This window comes from Duganella sp. CF517, assembly GCF_900110275.1.
Lineage (GTDB): Bacteria > Pseudomonadota > Gammaproteobacteria > Burkholderiales > Burkholderiaceae_D > Rugamonas.
In genome coordinates, this window is the sequence record NZ_FODC01000002.1 from 521,448 (window position 1) to 536,017 (window position 14,570).

General features: G+C 66.1%; 14 protein-coding genes and 1 tRNA gene. 6 read left to right on the top strand and 9 right to left on the bottom strand.

Annotated features, from left to right (window positions below; translation table 11 throughout):
- Positions 1 to 3 precede the first annotated feature (3 nt).
- Both BMX85_RS09275 and BMX85_RS09280 read right to left on the bottom strand, forming a co-directional pair.
- Positions 4 to 777, bottom strand: a complete 774-nt coding sequence (locus tag BMX85_RS09275) for a CPBP family intramembrane glutamic endopeptidase (RefSeq protein ID WP_090316178.1) — start codon at positions 775 to 777, stop codon at positions 4 to 6.
- A 13-nt stretch (positions 778 to 790) separates the two neighbouring features.
- Positions 791 to 1,063, bottom strand: coding sequence for an RNA-binding protein (locus tag BMX85_RS09280; protein ID WP_229210367.1), 273 nt, complete (start codon positions 1,061 to 1,063; stop codon positions 791 to 793).
- Between the two features lie 181 nt (positions 1,064 to 1,244).
- Here BMX85_RS09280 and BMX85_RS09285 point away from each other — a divergent pair.
- From BMX85_RS09285 to BMX85_RS09295, 3 genes are all read left to right on the top strand, one after another.
- Positions 1,245 to 1,321, top strand: a tRNA-Pro gene (locus BMX85_RS09285).
- A 145-nt stretch (positions 1,322 to 1,466) separates the two neighbouring features.
- Entirely contained in the window at positions 1,467 to 1,904 is a 438-nt protein-coding gene (locus tag BMX85_RS09290) for a VCBS domain-containing protein (RefSeq protein ID WP_143067938.1), read from the top strand.
- A gap of 16 nt (positions 1,905 to 1,920) precedes the next feature.
- Positions 1,921 to 3,660: a hypothetical protein gene (locus BMX85_RS09295; RefSeq protein WP_143067939.1), complete on the top strand. Its 1,740-nt coding sequence runs from the start codon at positions 1,921 to 1,923 to the stop codon at positions 3,658 to 3,660.
- Between the two features lie 14 nt (positions 3,661 to 3,674).
- On the opposite strand, the gene BMX85_RS09300 is transcribed toward BMX85_RS09295, so the two are convergent.
- The 6 genes from BMX85_RS09300 to BMX85_RS09325 all read right to left on the bottom strand — a co-directional run bounded on the left by BMX85_RS09300 (position 3,675) and on the right by BMX85_RS09325 (position 10,009).
- Entirely contained in the window at positions 3,675 to 4,364 is a 690-nt protein-coding gene (locus tag BMX85_RS09300) for a hypothetical protein (RefSeq protein ID WP_090316190.1), read from the bottom strand.
- Positions 4,365 to 4,422: 58 nt separating this feature from the next.
- Positions 4,423 to 5,820: an alkaline phosphatase gene (locus BMX85_RS09305; protein WP_090316192.1), complete on the bottom strand. Its 1,398-nt coding sequence runs from the start codon at positions 5,818 to 5,820 to the stop codon at positions 4,423 to 4,425.
- A gap of 40 nt (positions 5,821 to 5,860) precedes the next feature.
- Positions 5,861 to 7,315, bottom strand: coding sequence for an alkaline phosphatase (locus BMX85_RS09310; protein ID WP_090316197.1), 1,455 nt, complete (start codon positions 7,313 to 7,315; stop codon positions 5,861 to 5,863).
- Positions 7,316 to 7,700: 385 nt separating this feature from the next.
- A complete protein-coding gene (locus BMX85_RS09315; RefSeq protein WP_090316200.1) occupies positions 7,701 to 8,720 on the bottom strand; it encodes an alpha/beta fold hydrolase in 1,020 nt (339 codons plus the stop codon).
- A gap of 30 nt (positions 8,721 to 8,750) precedes the next feature.
- The gene (locus tag BMX85_RS09320) at positions 8,751 to 9,290 is read right to left on the bottom strand and encodes a thioredoxin family protein (RefSeq protein WP_090316203.1); all 540 of its coding nucleotides are present in this window, start codon (positions 9,288 to 9,290) and stop codon (positions 8,751 to 8,753) included.
- 2 nt (positions 9,291 to 9,292) lie between these two features.
- Positions 9,293 to 10,009 (bottom strand): cytochrome c biogenesis CcdA family protein, encoded by a 717-nt coding sequence (locus BMX85_RS09325; RefSeq protein ID WP_090316206.1) that lies wholly within the window; start codon positions 10,007 to 10,009, stop codon positions 9,293 to 9,295.
- A 162-nt stretch (positions 10,010 to 10,171) separates the two neighbouring features.
- On the opposite strand from BMX85_RS09325, the gene BMX85_RS09330 reads away from it, so the two are divergent.
- Positions 10,172 to 10,909, top strand: coding sequence for a response regulator (locus tag BMX85_RS09330; RefSeq protein ID WP_090316208.1), 738 nt, complete (start codon positions 10,172 to 10,174; stop codon positions 10,907 to 10,909).
- On the top strand, positions 10,906 to 12,231 hold the full coding sequence (locus BMX85_RS09335; protein WP_090316210.1) for an ATP-binding protein: 1,326 nt from the start codon (positions 10,906 to 10,908) through the stop codon (positions 12,229 to 12,231). The genes BMX85_RS09330 and BMX85_RS09335 overlap by 4 nt, the downstream gene beginning before the upstream one ends.
- Before the next feature lie 161 nt (positions 12,232 to 12,392).
- On the opposite strand, the gene BMX85_RS09340 is transcribed toward BMX85_RS09335, so the two are convergent.
- A complete protein-coding gene (locus BMX85_RS09340) occupies positions 12,393 to 13,559 on the bottom strand; it encodes a mandelate racemase/muconate lactonizing enzyme family protein (RefSeq protein WP_090316213.1) in 1,167 nt (388 codons plus the stop codon).
- Positions 13,560 to 13,663: 104 nt separating this feature from the next.
- Here BMX85_RS09340 and BMX85_RS09345 point away from each other — a divergent pair, with 104 nt between their 5' ends.
- Entirely contained in the window at positions 13,664 to 14,554 is an 891-nt protein-coding gene (locus BMX85_RS09345) for a LysR family transcriptional regulator (protein ID WP_090316216.1), read from the top strand.
- The last annotated feature ends 16 nt before the right edge of the window (positions 14,555 to 14,570 follow it).

Here is a 14,570-nt window from a genome sequence, read left to right on the forward strand (position 1 = left end):
CAATCAATCCGCGTGCGCGAGCACCGCCGGCGCGGCCTGCCCGCGCATGCCGCGCAGCAGATACAGGCCGTACAGGAACAGCGGCAGCACGGCGGCCAGCGCGGCGATCGGCAGCACCGACGTCTCGCCCTGCGCGGTGGCCGACAACACCGACGTCGTCAACGAAAAATCCCACAAGCCGTGCACCGCCACCATCGGCCACACCGAGCCGGTGCGCATGCGGATCGCCGCGTAGGCCACGCCCTGCAAGCCGGCGGCGGCTGCCTGCCACAGGGCGGCGTCGAAGTCGCCGGTGGCGAAGCCATTGGCCGCGTGGACCAGGCCGAAGATGCCCGAGCATGCCAGGACCGCCGGCCATACCGGATACCGGTCCAGCAAGCCTTGCAACAAGACGGCGCGGAACATCAGCTCTTCGGAGACCGCCACCAGCGCGGCGTTGCATGCCACGACCAGCACCACCGCGCGCGGCGGCAGGTCGCCGGCCCAGGCGATGAACAGCATGAGCAGGGTGTAGACCAGCGCCGGCCACGTTAGCCGGATGGAATTGAGCGGCGCCGGCGCGCCCAGGCCGGCGCCGCGCCGGTCGGCCGAGGCCAGCGCCACCGCCGCCGCGAACAGCGCGGCCAGCGCCCAGTGCCAGCCGATGGCGCCGCCGGCCGCCTCGGCCATCGATGGCGGTGTCCCGCCCGAGGCCAGGCGGGCGCCGCCCAAGGTCAGCCCCAGCCAGACGACCAGCGCGCCCAGCGCGACGGGCAACGTGATATGCAGTTTTTTCATCGGCGGCGCGGCCTCAGCGGATGTGGATGCACGCGTGCGCCGGCAGGTCGTGGTACACGTCTTCTTGATGCAGCGGGATGTACAGGTGCACGCGTTTGCCGCGATGGAAAACGCCGCGCAATTGCTCGCACACGCTCCACACCCGCTCGTAGGAATCGTCGACGTCGATCAGCGCCCACGGGTTGTCGATGGCGCCGTCGCGCACCATGGTGACGTGCTGGACATGAAAGAACGGCGCCAGCCCTTCGGCCACGCTGTGCTCGGAGGCGTCAGCGTTCAAACCCATCAAGACCACCCGCATGGCACCCTCCCCCGTGTAGATCCCTGAATAATACAGGATGGAAGTGTTTTATTCATAACATATTTGGCGGAGGGCGCGACCAGCGCGCCGACCGCGAATTATCGCGCCATGGTTTGCGCCCGCCGGTTGAAACCCGGGGGGAAATCTGCTGTAATTATCATTCAGTCGGGGTGTGGCTCAGCCCGGTAGAGCGCTGCGTTCGGGACGCAGAGGCCGGAGGTTCGAATCCTCTCACCCCGACCAAAAGAACCGAAAGTTGACGTTGTCGAATCGAGCGGCGGCTTTCAGGCCGCCGTTTTGTGTGGTCCAGCGACTGGCGCCGCGCCGATCGACAACGTCCGGCGCGCCCGAGCATGGGGTGCGAAATCGTCAAGAATATTTTTTTGACATGGGCGATTTAATGCGCGCATACTCAAGCACGCCTTCATCCACCCTTGCCACCACCATAATGCAAACATCGACCTACCAAATCCAGTTCCGAGACCTCGGCGGACTTGACGCCCACGAGTTGCAAAACCTGTTAGACGGTGACGCCCACGTCATCACGCCCGATCGGCCACCCGGCACCCATGGCGATCTGGGCTTGCTGATCGTCGCCACCGTTCTCGGCTACAAGGCGCTGAACGCCGCGCTGCTGGTCTACGGCAGGGGCTCGACTACCAGAAAAACGAAAATCAGCGTCACCGTCGTGACGCCGGACGGCACCTCGAAAAATGTCACCATCGAGGTCGATTCCAGCGAAACGGAGGCGCTGTCCGAGCAGGCGATGAAGCAAATCGCCGCGGCGCTGAAGGTATCGCCCGCCGATCTGGCCGGTCTGGACTGAGCGCAGGCGAGACGCGATGAGCCTCCATTACGAACCGGGCCACTCCGCTGCCAGCTTTGTCGACCTCATCAGCAACGCAACGGTGCTATCGGGCATGGCGTTGAACGCCGATGCGGGCCGCGTGCTGTCCGGCACCGGCACGTTTCCGCGTCGCTGCCTTCCGGCCGTGCTGCATGAATCGGCGCATCACTATTGCTTCGCGATGCCCGTCGGCCATGCCCTGAGCGCCTGCTTTCTCGAAGCCATCCGTACCCATTTGGCGGACGCCGCTTCAGACGAGCGGGACGACCACATGGCCGAGGCGCTGATCCGTTACGACATCGTGACGGCGGCGCTGCGGCCGCTGGCCGAAGGCATCGCGCTGTACACCGAATTCGACGCCGCGCCCGGCGCGTCGGCCGCATCGATCAGCCCGCCATTGTCGGATGTCGTCGCGCTGTTTGGCGACGCCCTGCCGCCGGCCTGGCAAGGCCAACCCATCGCCAAGGTGCTGGGCGCGCTGTTGGAGAGCGCCCGCCTGTCCGGAGACACGATCAAACGCAGGGAAGTGGTGCTCAGCCAGGCGTTGATCGACGATGCCGACGGTTACCTGACCGGCTACTGGCTCGTCAAGAACTGGCGCTGGCATTTGATCGACTCGCTGGAGGCGGATGCGCTCTACGACACCGACTTCTACCTGCAATTCATCGCCAATTACTTTTACGGCGACCAGCAACTGGCCGCCATGATCCTCGATTTCGATCATTACCGGATTGCCAACCTGGCCGGACTGGCCGCTGGCCAGGAAGACTTCGCCGATGCCTTCCTGCAATACTTCCAACGGCGTCTGCGATATCTGCTGCTCGAACTGCAGCGCGCCGACATCGACCGCATCGAGAACGTGCTCGCCAGCACCAGCGGCTACTCGTTTGACGAGGTTCAAATCGCACTGCCGGGGCGCGTGGCGACGTCGGGCGCCGAGATCGGGGAGGCCATCGAAGCGCTTGCCGGGCGCTTCAATGAAGTCGAGCCGCCGGTGCTGGGCAGCGCGCTGGTGCACATTCTCAATAGCCGGCGCTGGATCGCCTACGCCAGTTTTCAAGCCTCCGTCCGCGTCCTGGACAATGGCCGCTTCGTGCTCGGAGAGGGCGAACACGAGTATGACCGGACGATGCCGGTGATGGGCGGCGTCCTGCAGGCGCCGCAGGTGCTGCCGGGCGAGGGAGACGGCGTATTCGAGTTGGTGTCGGACCGCGGGGAGGCGCGCCCGCGCTTTCGCCGCTTTGTCTGGCGCGGCACCGAACTTCTGGCCGCCATCGGCGAGCTGGCGCCCGATGATCCACAATCGTATCTGGTGCTGAACCATGCCGATGCGTCGCTGCCGATTTTCTCGACCAGCTATACGCGCGAACTTGTCATCAAATTGAGCGCCGAGATGCGCGCCGCATTCGACGAGATGAGTGTCGGGCCGGTCGTGGCGGCAGACTGCCTGGCGCAGATGCGCGATCTGCGCGCCGGAATCTACGCCAAGCACTTGGCGCCGTTCGTCTTCAAGAATGGCGCGGAGGTGGCGCGGGGCGACCTGCGGCTCCCGCTGCCGGTGCTGTGCGACGGCCATGTGGCGGCGCTGCGGATAGCCGCCGCCACCGGGATCGTCGACGGCGGCTTGCTGGCGGTGGGCGCCGCGCCGCTGACCTCGGCGCAGGCCGATGTGCTGGCCGCCTGCCCACTCCAACTGGTCATTCGCAGGGGGAACCTGGCGGCTTTTCGATTTTGATCGGCGCCGGCGCCTCAATCGAGGAAGTCGGCGTACTCGCGCCGCGCGTAGCCCTGCAATTTCTTCCACGGCGCCTCGCCCGCGCCGGCCTGCGCCGTCACGTCCATGCGGCGGTAGAAGGTGCCGGCCTTGTCGCCGCTTTCGATCACCAGCGGAATCTGCCGGCGCTCGTCCCATAGCACGCGCTGGTAGACGCCGCCCTCCTCGCGCTCGCGCCAGCGCGCGCCGGGCGCGGTGGTGGCGCGCGCCGTCACCGGCATGCTGCCCAGCAGGCGCGGATCGAGCAGATAAAAGGCGCGTTCCCACGAACCGTCGAAATTGACGTTGTCGAACTCGGACGGGGGAATCGCCACCACCGCGCGCTCGCTGGCGTCGACGTATTCGACGCGCGGCGTCTTGCCGTCCAGGGTCACGTGGCGCGGCAGCACGATGTGGTTGAAGCCGTGGTGGTGCGCGCCCTCCGGCTCCGCCGCGTGCGCGGGCAGCACGCGCGCGCTCCACACGTGGCCGGGACGGCGCAGCATTTTCTCCTCGTAGCGCGATTCGCGCGTCACGCCGTCGGGCGTGACCGTCTTGCTGTAGTAGGCGACGGTGAGGTCCAGGTCGGGCGCCGCCGCCGCGGTGGCGGCGGCGGTGGCGGCGGCCGACTGCGCGCCGGCCGCGCAGACGGTGGCCAGCAGCATGGCGTAGCGATAAATCTTCATGACGGTCGATCAAAAAGCGCCGGCGGCGTGCGCCGGCGCGGTTGCGCGTTGTTGCGGATTACAGGCCGAAGGCCGACTTGAGCAGGCCGAACACCTTGGTGTTGTCCAAGGTGCCCTTGAACGGCTTGGCGCCGGCGCCGGTGGCGAACAGCTTGACGTCGCCGCCGCCGTGCGTCTCGCTCGACAGGCGCACGCCGGTCTCCTGCAGATAGTTGTCTGCCAGTACGGTGGTGCTATCGAGGCCGGTGCGCGTGTTCGGCCGGTTCGGGCCGTTGCCGAACACCAGCGTCGTGTAGGTGTTGCCGTCCGCATCCTTGGCCGGCTGGCCGTCGCGGTAGCCACGGTTGATGTCCAGGATCGGATTGCCGCGCTTGCCGTAGCCGTTGAACGCCAGCGTGTGGTCGTGGTCGGCGGTGACGACGATCAGCGTGTTGGCCAGCGTCGGGTCGGTCAACCTGGCCTTGGCCAGCGCCGCCTTGATGGCGTCGTCGAAGGCGATGGTGTCGGTCAGCGCGCGCTTGGCGTTGGTGCCGTGAAGCGCGTGGTCGATCCGCCCGCCCTCGACCATCAGGAAGTAGCCGTTGGTGTTCTGCGCCAGCAGGTCCATCGCCTTGACGGTCATCTCGGCCAGGCTTGGCTGCGAGGCGCCCTCGCCCAGCGGCGGCGTGGCGGAGCGGTCGAGTTCATATTCCAGATGGCTCTTGGTGCTGTACAGGCCGATGAACTTCTTGCCGCTGGCGGCGTTCATCTCGGCCTTGGTGGCGGCCACGGTGTAGCCCTTGGCGGCCAATTCGGTCAGCAGGTTGCGGCCGTCGGCGCGGCCGCTGGTATTGGCCGCGCCGTAAGGCGTGAAGTGGTTGCGCCCGCCGCCCATCAGCACGTCGACGCCGTCGCCCAGCGCGCTGTTGAAGCCGGCGCCGCCCGGCACCAGCTGCGCGGCGATGTGGTACTGCGCGTTGCGGTTGCAGATGTGCGAATAGGTCGCCGCCGGCGTCGCGTGGGTCAGCTCGGTGGTGGTGATGGCGCCGACCGCCTTGCCCTTGGCCTTGGCCAGTTCCAGGATGGTGGTGGCCGGCGTGCCGTTGCCGGCGGCGCAGTTATTCACGCCCAGGTTGCCGTTGGCGTCGCGGCCCGGGTTGGTGGCGACGGTCTCGGCCGACATCGAGATGACCTCGTTGTTCATCTTGACGCCGGTCATGTAGGCGGCCATCGACGGCGCGCTGTCGGTGGTCTGGGCGTCGGCCGAGAAGGTCTTGATGCGGGCGGTGCGCTCGAGCGTGTCCATGGTCAGGCTGCCGTCTTCGCCGTACTTGTAGATGCGCGCGGCGGTGACGGTGGTCGGCCCCATGCCGTCGCCGAGGAAGAAGATGATGTTCTTGGCTTCGCCGGCGGCGTGGGCCGCCTGGGCGCCGGCCAGGGCCAGGGCCAGTGCGGCCGCGAGTCGGGTGGGTTTCATGAGTGGGTATCCGTTCATTGTTCTGGTTATGCTGACCGGGTCAGAGGCCGGCAGCGGCTTTGACCAGGCTGTAGACCTTGGTGTTGTCGATGGTGCCGGTGAAGGTCTCTGCGCCCTTGCCGGTGGCGGCCAGGAACACGTCGGTGCCGCCGTGGGTCTCGCCGCCGGCGGCCACGCGCACCACCGCTTCCTGGTGGTAGGTGTTGGAACCGGTGACGCTGTCGTCCAGGCTGGCCATGGCGCCGCGGCTGCCCTGGGTGCGGTTCTCGCCGTTGCCGAAGCCGATGATCGAGTACGGCGCGCCGTCCAGATCCTTGTCGACCGCGCCGGTGACGTAGTTCTTCACCACGCCCAGCACGCCGGCGTTGGCGGCGGTGGTCTTGCCGGTGCGCTTGGCGTAGCCGTTCAGCACCAGCGTGTGGTCGTGGTCGGCGGTGACCACCACCAGCGTGTTCTTGAGCTCCGGATCGGCCAGCCGCGCCTTGGCCAGCGCCGCCTTGATGGCGTTGTCGAACGCGACCATGTCCTGCAGCGCCTTCTTGGCGGTGGTTTCGTGCAGCGCGTGGTCGATGCGGCCGCCCTCGACCATCAGGAAGTAGCCCTTGCTGTTCTTGGCCAGCACGTCCATCGCCTTGGTGGTCATCTCGGCCAGGCTCGGCTCCTTGGCCGGATCGCGGTCGAGGTCGTAGCTCATGTGCCCGGACGTGAACAGGCCCAGCAGGCGGTCGGTCTTGCCGGCGTCGATGGCGTTCAGTTCGGTCACATTGCTGACGAAGGCGGCGTTCTTGGCCTTCATCTCGGTGATCAGGTTGCGGCCGTCGCTGCGCTTGCCGCCATCCTTGACCGGCGTGAAGAACTGGCTGCCGCCGCCGAGCAGCACGTCGAGGCCGGAGCCGAGGGCGCTGTTGTAGCCGGCGCCGCCCGGCACCGAGGCGGCGGCGATGTCGTTCTCCAGGTCGCGGTGGCAGATGTGCGAGTACGTCGCGGCCGGCGTGGCGTGGGTGACGCGGGTGGTGGTGACGACGCCGGCGGCCAGGCCCTGTGCCTTGGCCGATTCAAGCAAGGTGGTGACGGCGGTGCCGTTGCTGGCGCCGCAGTTGTTGCCCAGTTTGTTGCCGTTGGCGTCGGCCACCGGATCGACCGCCACCGTGTTGGCCGACATCGAGATCACTTCGTTGTTCATCTTCACACCGGTCATGTAGGCCGACATCGACGGCGCGCTGTCGGTGACCTGGGCGTCGTTGGAATAGGTCTTGACGAAGGCCGTCTCCGGCAGCGTGTCGACGGTCAATTCGCCGTCCTCGCCGACGGAATAGATGCGCGCGGCGGTCATGGTGGTCATGCCCATGCCGTCGCCGAGGAAGAAGATGACGTTCTTCGGCGCGGCCGCGACCGGCGGCGTGACGGCCGGCGGTGTGATCGAGGAGGAATCGCTGCTGCAGCCGGCGATCAGGGCCGCGCTCAAGCCGGCAAGGAGAAGGGACTTGCGTTTCATGTTATCTACCCAGCTTCGTTAAAGATTTTCAAGATAACAAGAGCTTGTGACACCATGATGACTTGCGGTCGGCCCGCCGAAAGCGGGCGGCGGCGGGCTGGCTATCCACTATCTCCCCATATTAAGACGCTTGGCGACCGCCACGCCGCTCGCCGGTATCACATCGCGCGTGTCGATATTGAGCTGTGACGGCGATGATGCCGCCGGCCGGATTGGCCATGCGCACGCCACCGAGGTAGCGCGTGCCTTGCGCCAGGCCGCGCCAGCTGACGACGACCGGGCCGGAGCCGCCGATCCGGACCGAGACCGGCGCGCGACCGATGCGCGGATGCCGCCGCGTTCGGCACGACTGTTGCCCTGGTATGTGAGCGAAAGGATGCGTCGCTCAGCCGAGCTTCGCCACATCGAGAATGGCCTGTGCGAAAGCCCGCGGCGCCTCTTGCGGCAGGTTGTGGCCGATGCCGCCGGTGATCAAGCGGTGCTCGTACCTGCCGGTGAATTTTTTAGCGTAGTTTTTCGGATCGGGATGCGGGGCGCCGTTGGCGTCGCCCTCCATGGTGATCGTCGGCACGCCGATGTCGGGGAACCGCGCCAGCTTGCGCTCAAGATCGTCGTAGCGCGCCTCGCCCGGCGCCAGGCCGAGGCGCCAGCGGTAGTTGCCGATCGAGATGGCGACATGGTCCGGATTGTCCAGGGACCTGGCGGACCGGGCGAACGTGGCGTCGTCGAATTTCCACTGCGGCGAGGCGAGCTCCCAGATCAGGCGCGCGAAGGCGTGGGTGTCGGCGCGGTAGCCCTTTTCCCCGCGCTCGGTGGCGAAGTAATACTGGTACCACCATTGCAGCTCGGCCTTGGGCGACAACGGCGCGCGGTTCGCCTCCTGGCTGCCGATCAGGTAACCGCTGACCGACACCAGCGCCGTGAAGCGCTGCGGCCACAACGCGGCCAGGGTGCCGGCGATCCTGGCGCCCCAGTCGAAACCGGCGACGATGGCCTTGTCGATTTTCAGCGCGTCCATGAAAGCGACGGCATCGGCGGTGAACGTCGCCTGCTGGCCGTTGCGCGGCGTCTTCGCCGACAGGAATCGTGTGCTGCCATAGCCGCGCAGATGCGGAATGATGACGCGGTATCCCGCCGCGACCAGGATCGGCGCCACGTCGACGAAGGCATGGATGTCGTAGGGCCAGCCGTGCAGCAGCAGGATCGGCATGCCGTCCGCCGGCCCCATGTCGACATACCCGACGTCGAGCAGGCCGGCGTCGATCTGCCGGATCGCCGGGAAGGCATTCGCCGGGGACGGCGTGGCGGCCAGGGCGCCGCCGGCGTAGCCGATCTGGCTCGCGGCCAGTCCCAGCGCGGCGGTGTTCAGAAAACTCCGGCGTTTCATGTTGGTGGGTTCAGTCATGATGATTCCTTTCGATTGGATGGATACCGATTACCGGGCCGCGACGGCCGGCTCGGCCAGCAAGGTGCGGATCTTCGCCTCGGTCGCCGCGTACGCGCCCTCGCCGAAGTGCTGGTACACCACCTTTCCCTGCTTGTCGATCAGGTAGACGGCGGGCCAATACTGGTTGTTGTAGGCGCTCCAGGTGGCGTACTTGTTGTCCTGCGCGACCGGGTACGCGATGCCGAAGCGCTTGATCGCGGACTTCACGTTGTCGGTCGAGCGCTCGAACGGATATTCAGGGGTGTGCACGCCCACCACCACCAGGCCCTGGTCCTTGTACTTCTCGTGCCAGCTTGTCACGTAGGGCAAGGTGCGGATGCAGTTGATGCAGGTGTAGGTCCAGAAGTCGACCAGCACGACCTTGCCGCGCAGCTGTCCGATCGTCAGCGGCGCGCTATTGAGCCATTGCTGGATGCCGGTGAACTCGGGCGCCGTCGTCGGAGCGACCACCGCAGCCGTTGCCGTGGCGGTGAAGGCGGCGGTCGATAAGGCGATAGCGGCCAGCGTGGTGTGGAAAGCGGATCTCATGTTCAGTATCCTTTCAGGGTGGGGAAAAAGTCGGCCAGGGCCGCGTAGAGCACGACGTCGTACTGGAAGTAGATTGCGAAGCCGGTCAGCAGGATCAGCGCGCCGAATACCTGGATCAGGCGATGGGAATGGCGCGCCAGTACCCGGACCCGCGTCGCCATGAACTGGCCGCCGTAGGCGATCACCAGCATCGGTATGCCGGCGCCGAGGGCATACATCACCAGCAGCGTGGCCGACCAGCCGATGTCCTGCGCCTTGGCGACCAGCACCAGGATCGACGCCAGCACCGGGCCGGCGCACGGCGTCCACACGGCGCCGAGCGACATGCCGAGCACGAAGCCGCCGGCATTGCCGCTGCTGCCGTCGACCGACGGGCCGGCGCGGTGCAGGAAGCCGCCCATGCGGGCCATCAGCCATTCGTAGGGCTGGCGCCACAGCATCAGCAAGCCGGTCATCATCAGCATGGCGATGCCGGCCAGGCGCAGCGTCTCGTGGGCGATGACGACGTGCTGCGAGGCGCTGGCCAGCAGCATGCCCAGCGCGGCGAAGGTGAGCACGAAGCCGGCCACGATGAACAGCGGGCGGCTGCGGTTTTTGCGCTGGCCGGTGCGCTGCAAAGTGCTGCCCAATACGATCGGCAGGATCGGCAGCACGCAGGGAGAGGCGATGGTCAGCACGCCGGCCAGCGTCGCCAGCGGCAGTTCGATCAGATTGTTCATGGCTAGTCCTCGTGTTTTGGAAGACTCCATTTAACCGCCGCCGTGTGTATCGGCTGTGTCCAAAACAGGGGCTTTTGCAAGGTTGTGTGTACAGCGTCGTTCCGGATACACTGGGATACAAAGCGGGCGATATCGCCTTCTTTCACGGGTTAAGATGCGTCCATGGAAAATACAGACCACATCCTCATCGTCGACGACGACCGCGAAATCCGCGAGCTGCTGGCCGCGTATCTCGAGAAAAACGGCATGCGCGCCACCGTGGCCGCGAACGGGCGCCAGATGCGCGCGCTGCTGGAACAACAAAACTTCGATCTGCTGGTGCTGGACTTGATGCTGCCCGGCGAGGACGGCCTGACCTTGTGCCGCGAACTGCGCGCCAGCAAATGGCGCGCCCTGCCGGTGCTGATGCTGACCGCGCGCGGCGAGGAGACCGACCGCATCGTCGGGCTGGAGATGGGCGCCGACGACTACCTGACCAAGCCGTTCGCGGTGCGCGAGCTGTTCGCCCGCATCCGCTCGGTGCTGCGCCGGGCGCGCATGCTGCCGCCGAACATGCAGGTCGACGAGCCGGGGCAGTTCATCACCTTCGGCGACTGGAAGCTGGACACCGTCGGCCGCCACCTGCTGGACCGCGCCGGCACGGTGGTGTCCCTGAGCGGCGCCGAATATCGGCTGCTGCGCGTGTTCCTCGACCATCCGCGCCGGGTGCTGACGCGCGACCAGCTGCTCAATCTCACGCAAGGGCGCGACGCCGACAGCTTCGACCGCTCGATCGATCTGCTGGTAAGCCGCCTGCGCCAGCGACTGCTGGACGACGCGCGCGAGCCGCGCTACATCAAAACCCTGCGCAGCGAAGGCTATGTGTTTTCGTCCGAGGTCGATCTCGGAGGCGCGGCATGACCTGGCTGCGCTGGCCGCGCACGCTGTTCACGCGGCTGACGTTGATCCTGTTCGTCGGCCTGGCGGCGGCGCACGCGATGTCGTACTGGCTGATCGTCAGCGAACGGCGCGAAGCGACCACCGGTTTGATGCTCGGCTATCTGGAGCAGGACGTCGCCAGCTCGGTGGCGCTGCTCGATCATCTGCCGGCCGGCGAGCGGGCGGCGTGGCTGCCACGGCTTGAGCGCCGCAGCTATCGATTTGCGCTGGGCACCGGTGACGCCGGCCATGCGCCGGACAGCGAGCTATCGAAGCGGGTCGCGGCATCGTTCGTGAAATCCATCGGCAAACAGTATCCGGTCACCGCCAGCGCGGTGCCGGGCCACCCGAACCGCGTGCAGGCGCACGTCACGCTAAGCGATGGTACAACGCTGACCATCGACATGCGCCCGAGCGGCCTGCCGATTCCGGCGTGGCTGCCGGCGGTGCTGCTGCTGCAGCTCGCGTTGCTGGCGGTGGTCACGTGGTACGGCGTGCGGCTGGCGACGCGGCCGCTGGCGCAGCTCGCCGACGCCGCCGACCGACTGGGGCCCGATATGAAAGCGGCCCCCGTTGCCGAAAACGGGCCGCTGGAAGTCGCACGTGCGGCGCGCGCCTTCAACGCCATGCAGGACCGCATCGGCGCCCACCTGAACGAGCGCACGCAGATTTTGGCGGCGATCTCGCATGACCTGCAAACGCCGATCACCCGCATGCGCATGCGCGCCGACATGATGGATGACGACATCCAGCGCGAGAAAATGAACCGCGACCTGGTCGAGATGGAAATGCTGGTGCGCGACGGCGTGGCCTATGCGCGCACGCTGCACGGCACGTCGGAGGCTGCGTGCCGGGTCGATCTGGACTCGCTGCTGGCAAGCCTGGTTGGGGACTATCTGGATGGCGGCCATCCGGTCAGGTTGGAAGGCCGGGCCGGCGCGCCGCTGGTCACCCGCCCGCACGCGCTGCGCCGGGTGCTGGGCAACTTGATCGATAACGCGCTCAAATATGCGGGATCGGCGGACGTGCACGTCGCCGCCGCCGAAGGACAAATGACGATTCGCGTACGCGATCGCGGCCCCGGCATCCCTGGCGACGAATTAGACAACGTCATGCAGCCGTTCTACCGCCTCGAAGCCTCGCGCAACCGCGACACCGGCGGCACGGGGCTGGGGTTGGCGATCGCGCGGCAACTGGCGCAAGCGATCGACGCCACGCTAACGCTGCGCAACCATCCCGACGGCGGCCTCGAAGCCACCCTCACCGGGGTCAAGTCTGTCATTCAGACACGACCTCTTCCCTAAACGCGGCTTACTCACCGGGGTCAAGTCTGTCATTCAGACACGACCTCTTCCATAAACGCGGCTTACTCACCGGGGTCAAGTCTGTCATTCAGACACGACCTCTTCCCTGAACGCGGCTTACTGACGGGCTCGTGTCCGAATGACAGACTTGACCCCGGAGTTTAATCGGCGAGCTTGACCATTTCGCGGTACAGGTCGGCCTTGCCTTCGAAGCCGATGCCCGGCAGCTCGGGTAGCATGATGTGGCCGTTGTCGACCTTGACGCCGTCCGGGAAGCCGCCGTATGGCTGGAACAGGTCCGGGTACGATTCGTTGCCGCCCAGGCCCAGGCCGGCGGCGATGTTGAGCGACATCTGGTGGCCGCCGTGCGGGATGCAGCGCTTGGCCGACCAGCCGTGCTCGCGCAGCATGTCGAGCGTGCGCAGGTATTCGACCAGGCCGTAACTGAGCGCGCAGTCGAACTGCAGCCAGTCGCGGTCGGCGCGCATGCCGCCGTAGCGGATCAGGTTGCGCGCGTCCTGCATCGAGAACAGGTCTTCGCCAGTCGCCATCGGATTCTTGTAGTAGTTGCGCAACGTCGCCTGCAGTTCGAAGTCGAGCGGATCGCCCGGCTCCTCGTACCAGAACAGGTCGTACTGCGACAGCGCCTTGGCGTACCGGATCGCGGTGTCGAGGTCGAAGCGGCCGTTGGCGTCCACCGCCAGTTTCTGGCCGTCCTGCAGCACGCTCAGCACCGAATCGATGCGGCGCAGATCCTCGTCCAGCGAGGCGCCACCGATCTTCTTCTTGACCACCGTGTAGCCGCGGTCGATGTAGCTGCGCATCTCGTCCTTGAGCTGGTTGTGGTCCTGGCCCGGATAGTAGTAGCCGCCGGCGGCGTAGACGAAGATGTTGCGGTCGGCCTTGCCGTCGCCGTAGCGGTCGGCCAGCAGCTGGAACAGCGGCTTGCCTTCGATCTTGGCGACCGCGTCCCACACGGCCATGTCGATGGTGCCGATCGCCACCGAGCGCTCGCCGTGTCCGCCCGGCTTTTCGTTGGTGAACATGCACTGCCAGATCTTGTGCGGGTCCAGGTTGTCGCCGCTGTCGTCGACCAGGCTTTGCGGATCGGCCTCCAGGATGCGCGGAATGAAGCGCTCGCGCATCAGCTTGCCCTGCCCGTAGCGGCCGTTCGAGTTGAAGCCGTAGCCGATCACCGGCTTGCCGTCGCGGATGACGTCGGTCACCACCGCCACCAGGCTCAACGTCATCTTGCTGAAGTCGATGTAGGCATTGCGGATCGGGGAACTGATCGGGACGGTTTTCTCGCGGATTTCAAGGATTTTCATGGTAAGTCTCCAAAGTGTCGGGTGCTGTACTGAGCAATGACACCAGCTTACTCTTGAATTAAACTGTTAATATTCACTTCAATTTAAACCTTTATTCACTTTAAATGAAGATTGAAACCGCGCCCGACCTGGCGTTCTTCGTGCTGCTGGCGAAATTGGGCAGCCTGTCGGCCACCGCCCGCGAGCTGGGCGTCACGCCGCCTGCCGTTACCAAGCGCCTGAGCCTGATGGAGCAAAAGCTCGGCGTGCGGCTGGTCAACCGCACCACGCGGCGCATCAGCCTGACCAACGAGGGCGAGGCGTACCTGGCGCAGGCGACCCGCATCCTGCACCAGATACGCGAGATGGAGGAATCGATTTCCAGCGGCCGCGCCGCGCCCAAGGGACTGCTGCGGGTGAACGCGACGCCGGGCTTCGGCCGCACCCGGATCGCGCCTATCGTCTCGCGCTTCGCGCAAGCGTATCCCGAGGTCGAGGTGGAATTGCACCTGACCGACCGCCCTATCAGTCTGGTGGAGGAGGCCTACGATCTGGCGATCCGCTTCGGCGAACTGCCGGACACACGCCTGACCGCGCGCAAGCTGATGTCGAACAGGCGTTTTTTGTGCGCGTCGCCGGTGTATCTGAAAAAAGCCGGCGAGCCGCAAAATCCGGCCGAACTGCACCAGCACCGCTGCATCCTGCACCGCCAAAACGACGACGTGTACGGCACCTGGCGGCTGCAGAAAGGCAAAGCGGTGGAGCTGGTGAAGGTGCGCGGCGCGGTGTCGAGCAACGACGGCGACATCGTGATGAACTGGGCGCTGGACGGACATGGCATCGTCCAGCGCTCCGAGTGGGATGTCGCGAAGTACCTGGAAAGCGGCCGCCTGAAGGAGATCATGAAGGACTACAGGCTGCCGGACGCGGACCTTTACCTGTACTACCTTAGCCGCAGCAACCTGCCCGCGAAAGTCCGCGCGTTCATCGATTTCCTCGCCGAGGAGTTCCGCTGACGTTTTATCCGCCGTC

Excerpts from the sequence above, each read along its gene's own strand:
- BMX85_RS09340 (WP_090316213.1), bottom strand. The coding sequence starts at position 13,559 with ATGAAAATCCTTGAAATCCGCGAGAAAACCGTCCCGATCAGTTCCCCG.
- BMX85_RS09280 (WP_229210367.1), bottom strand. The coding sequence starts at position 1,063 with ATGGGTTTGAACGCTGACGCCTCCGAGCACAGCGTGGCCGAAGGGCTG.
- BMX85_RS09320 (WP_090316203.1), bottom strand. The coding sequence starts at position 9,290 with ATGAGATCCGCTTTCCACACCACGCTGGCCGCTATCGCCTTATCGACC.
- BMX85_RS09335 (WP_090316210.1), top strand. The coding sequence starts at position 10,906 with ATGACCTGGCTGCGCTGGCCGCGCACGCTGTTCACGCGGCTGACGTTG.
- BMX85_RS09330 (WP_090316208.1), top strand. The coding sequence starts at position 10,172 with ATGGAAAATACAGACCACATCCTCATCGTCGACGACGACCGCGAAATC.
- BMX85_RS09295 (WP_143067939.1), top strand. The coding sequence starts at position 1,921 with ATGAGCCTCCATTACGAACCGGGCCACTCCGCTGCCAGCTTTGTCGAC.
- BMX85_RS09275 (WP_090316178.1), bottom strand. The coding sequence starts at position 777 with ATGAAAAAACTGCATATCACGTTGCCCGTCGCGCTGGGCGCGCTGGTC.
- BMX85_RS09325 (WP_090316206.1), bottom strand. The coding sequence starts at position 10,009 with ATGAACAATCTGATCGAACTGCCGCTGGCGACGCTGGCCGGCGTGCTG.
- BMX85_RS09315 (WP_090316200.1), bottom strand. The coding sequence starts at position 8,720 with ATGACTGAACCCACCAACATGAAACGCCGGAGTTTTCTGAACACCGCC.
- BMX85_RS09290 (WP_143067938.1), top strand. The coding sequence starts at position 1,467 with ATGGGCGATTTAATGCGCGCATACTCAAGCACGCCTTCATCCACCCTT.
- BMX85_RS09310 (WP_090316197.1), bottom strand. The coding sequence starts at position 7,315 with ATGAAACGCAAGTCCCTTCTCCTTGCCGGCTTGAGCGCGGCCCTGATC.
- BMX85_RS09305 (WP_090316192.1), bottom strand. The coding sequence starts at position 5,820 with ATGAAACCCACCCGACTCGCGGCCGCACTGGCCCTGGCCCTGGCCGGC.
- BMX85_RS09345 (WP_090316216.1), top strand. The coding sequence starts at position 13,664 with ATGAAGATTGAAACCGCGCCCGACCTGGCGTTCTTCGTGCTGCTGGCG.
- BMX85_RS09300 (WP_090316190.1), bottom strand. The coding sequence starts at position 4,364 with ATGAAGATTTATCGCTACGCCATGCTGCTGGCCACCGTCTGCGCGGCC.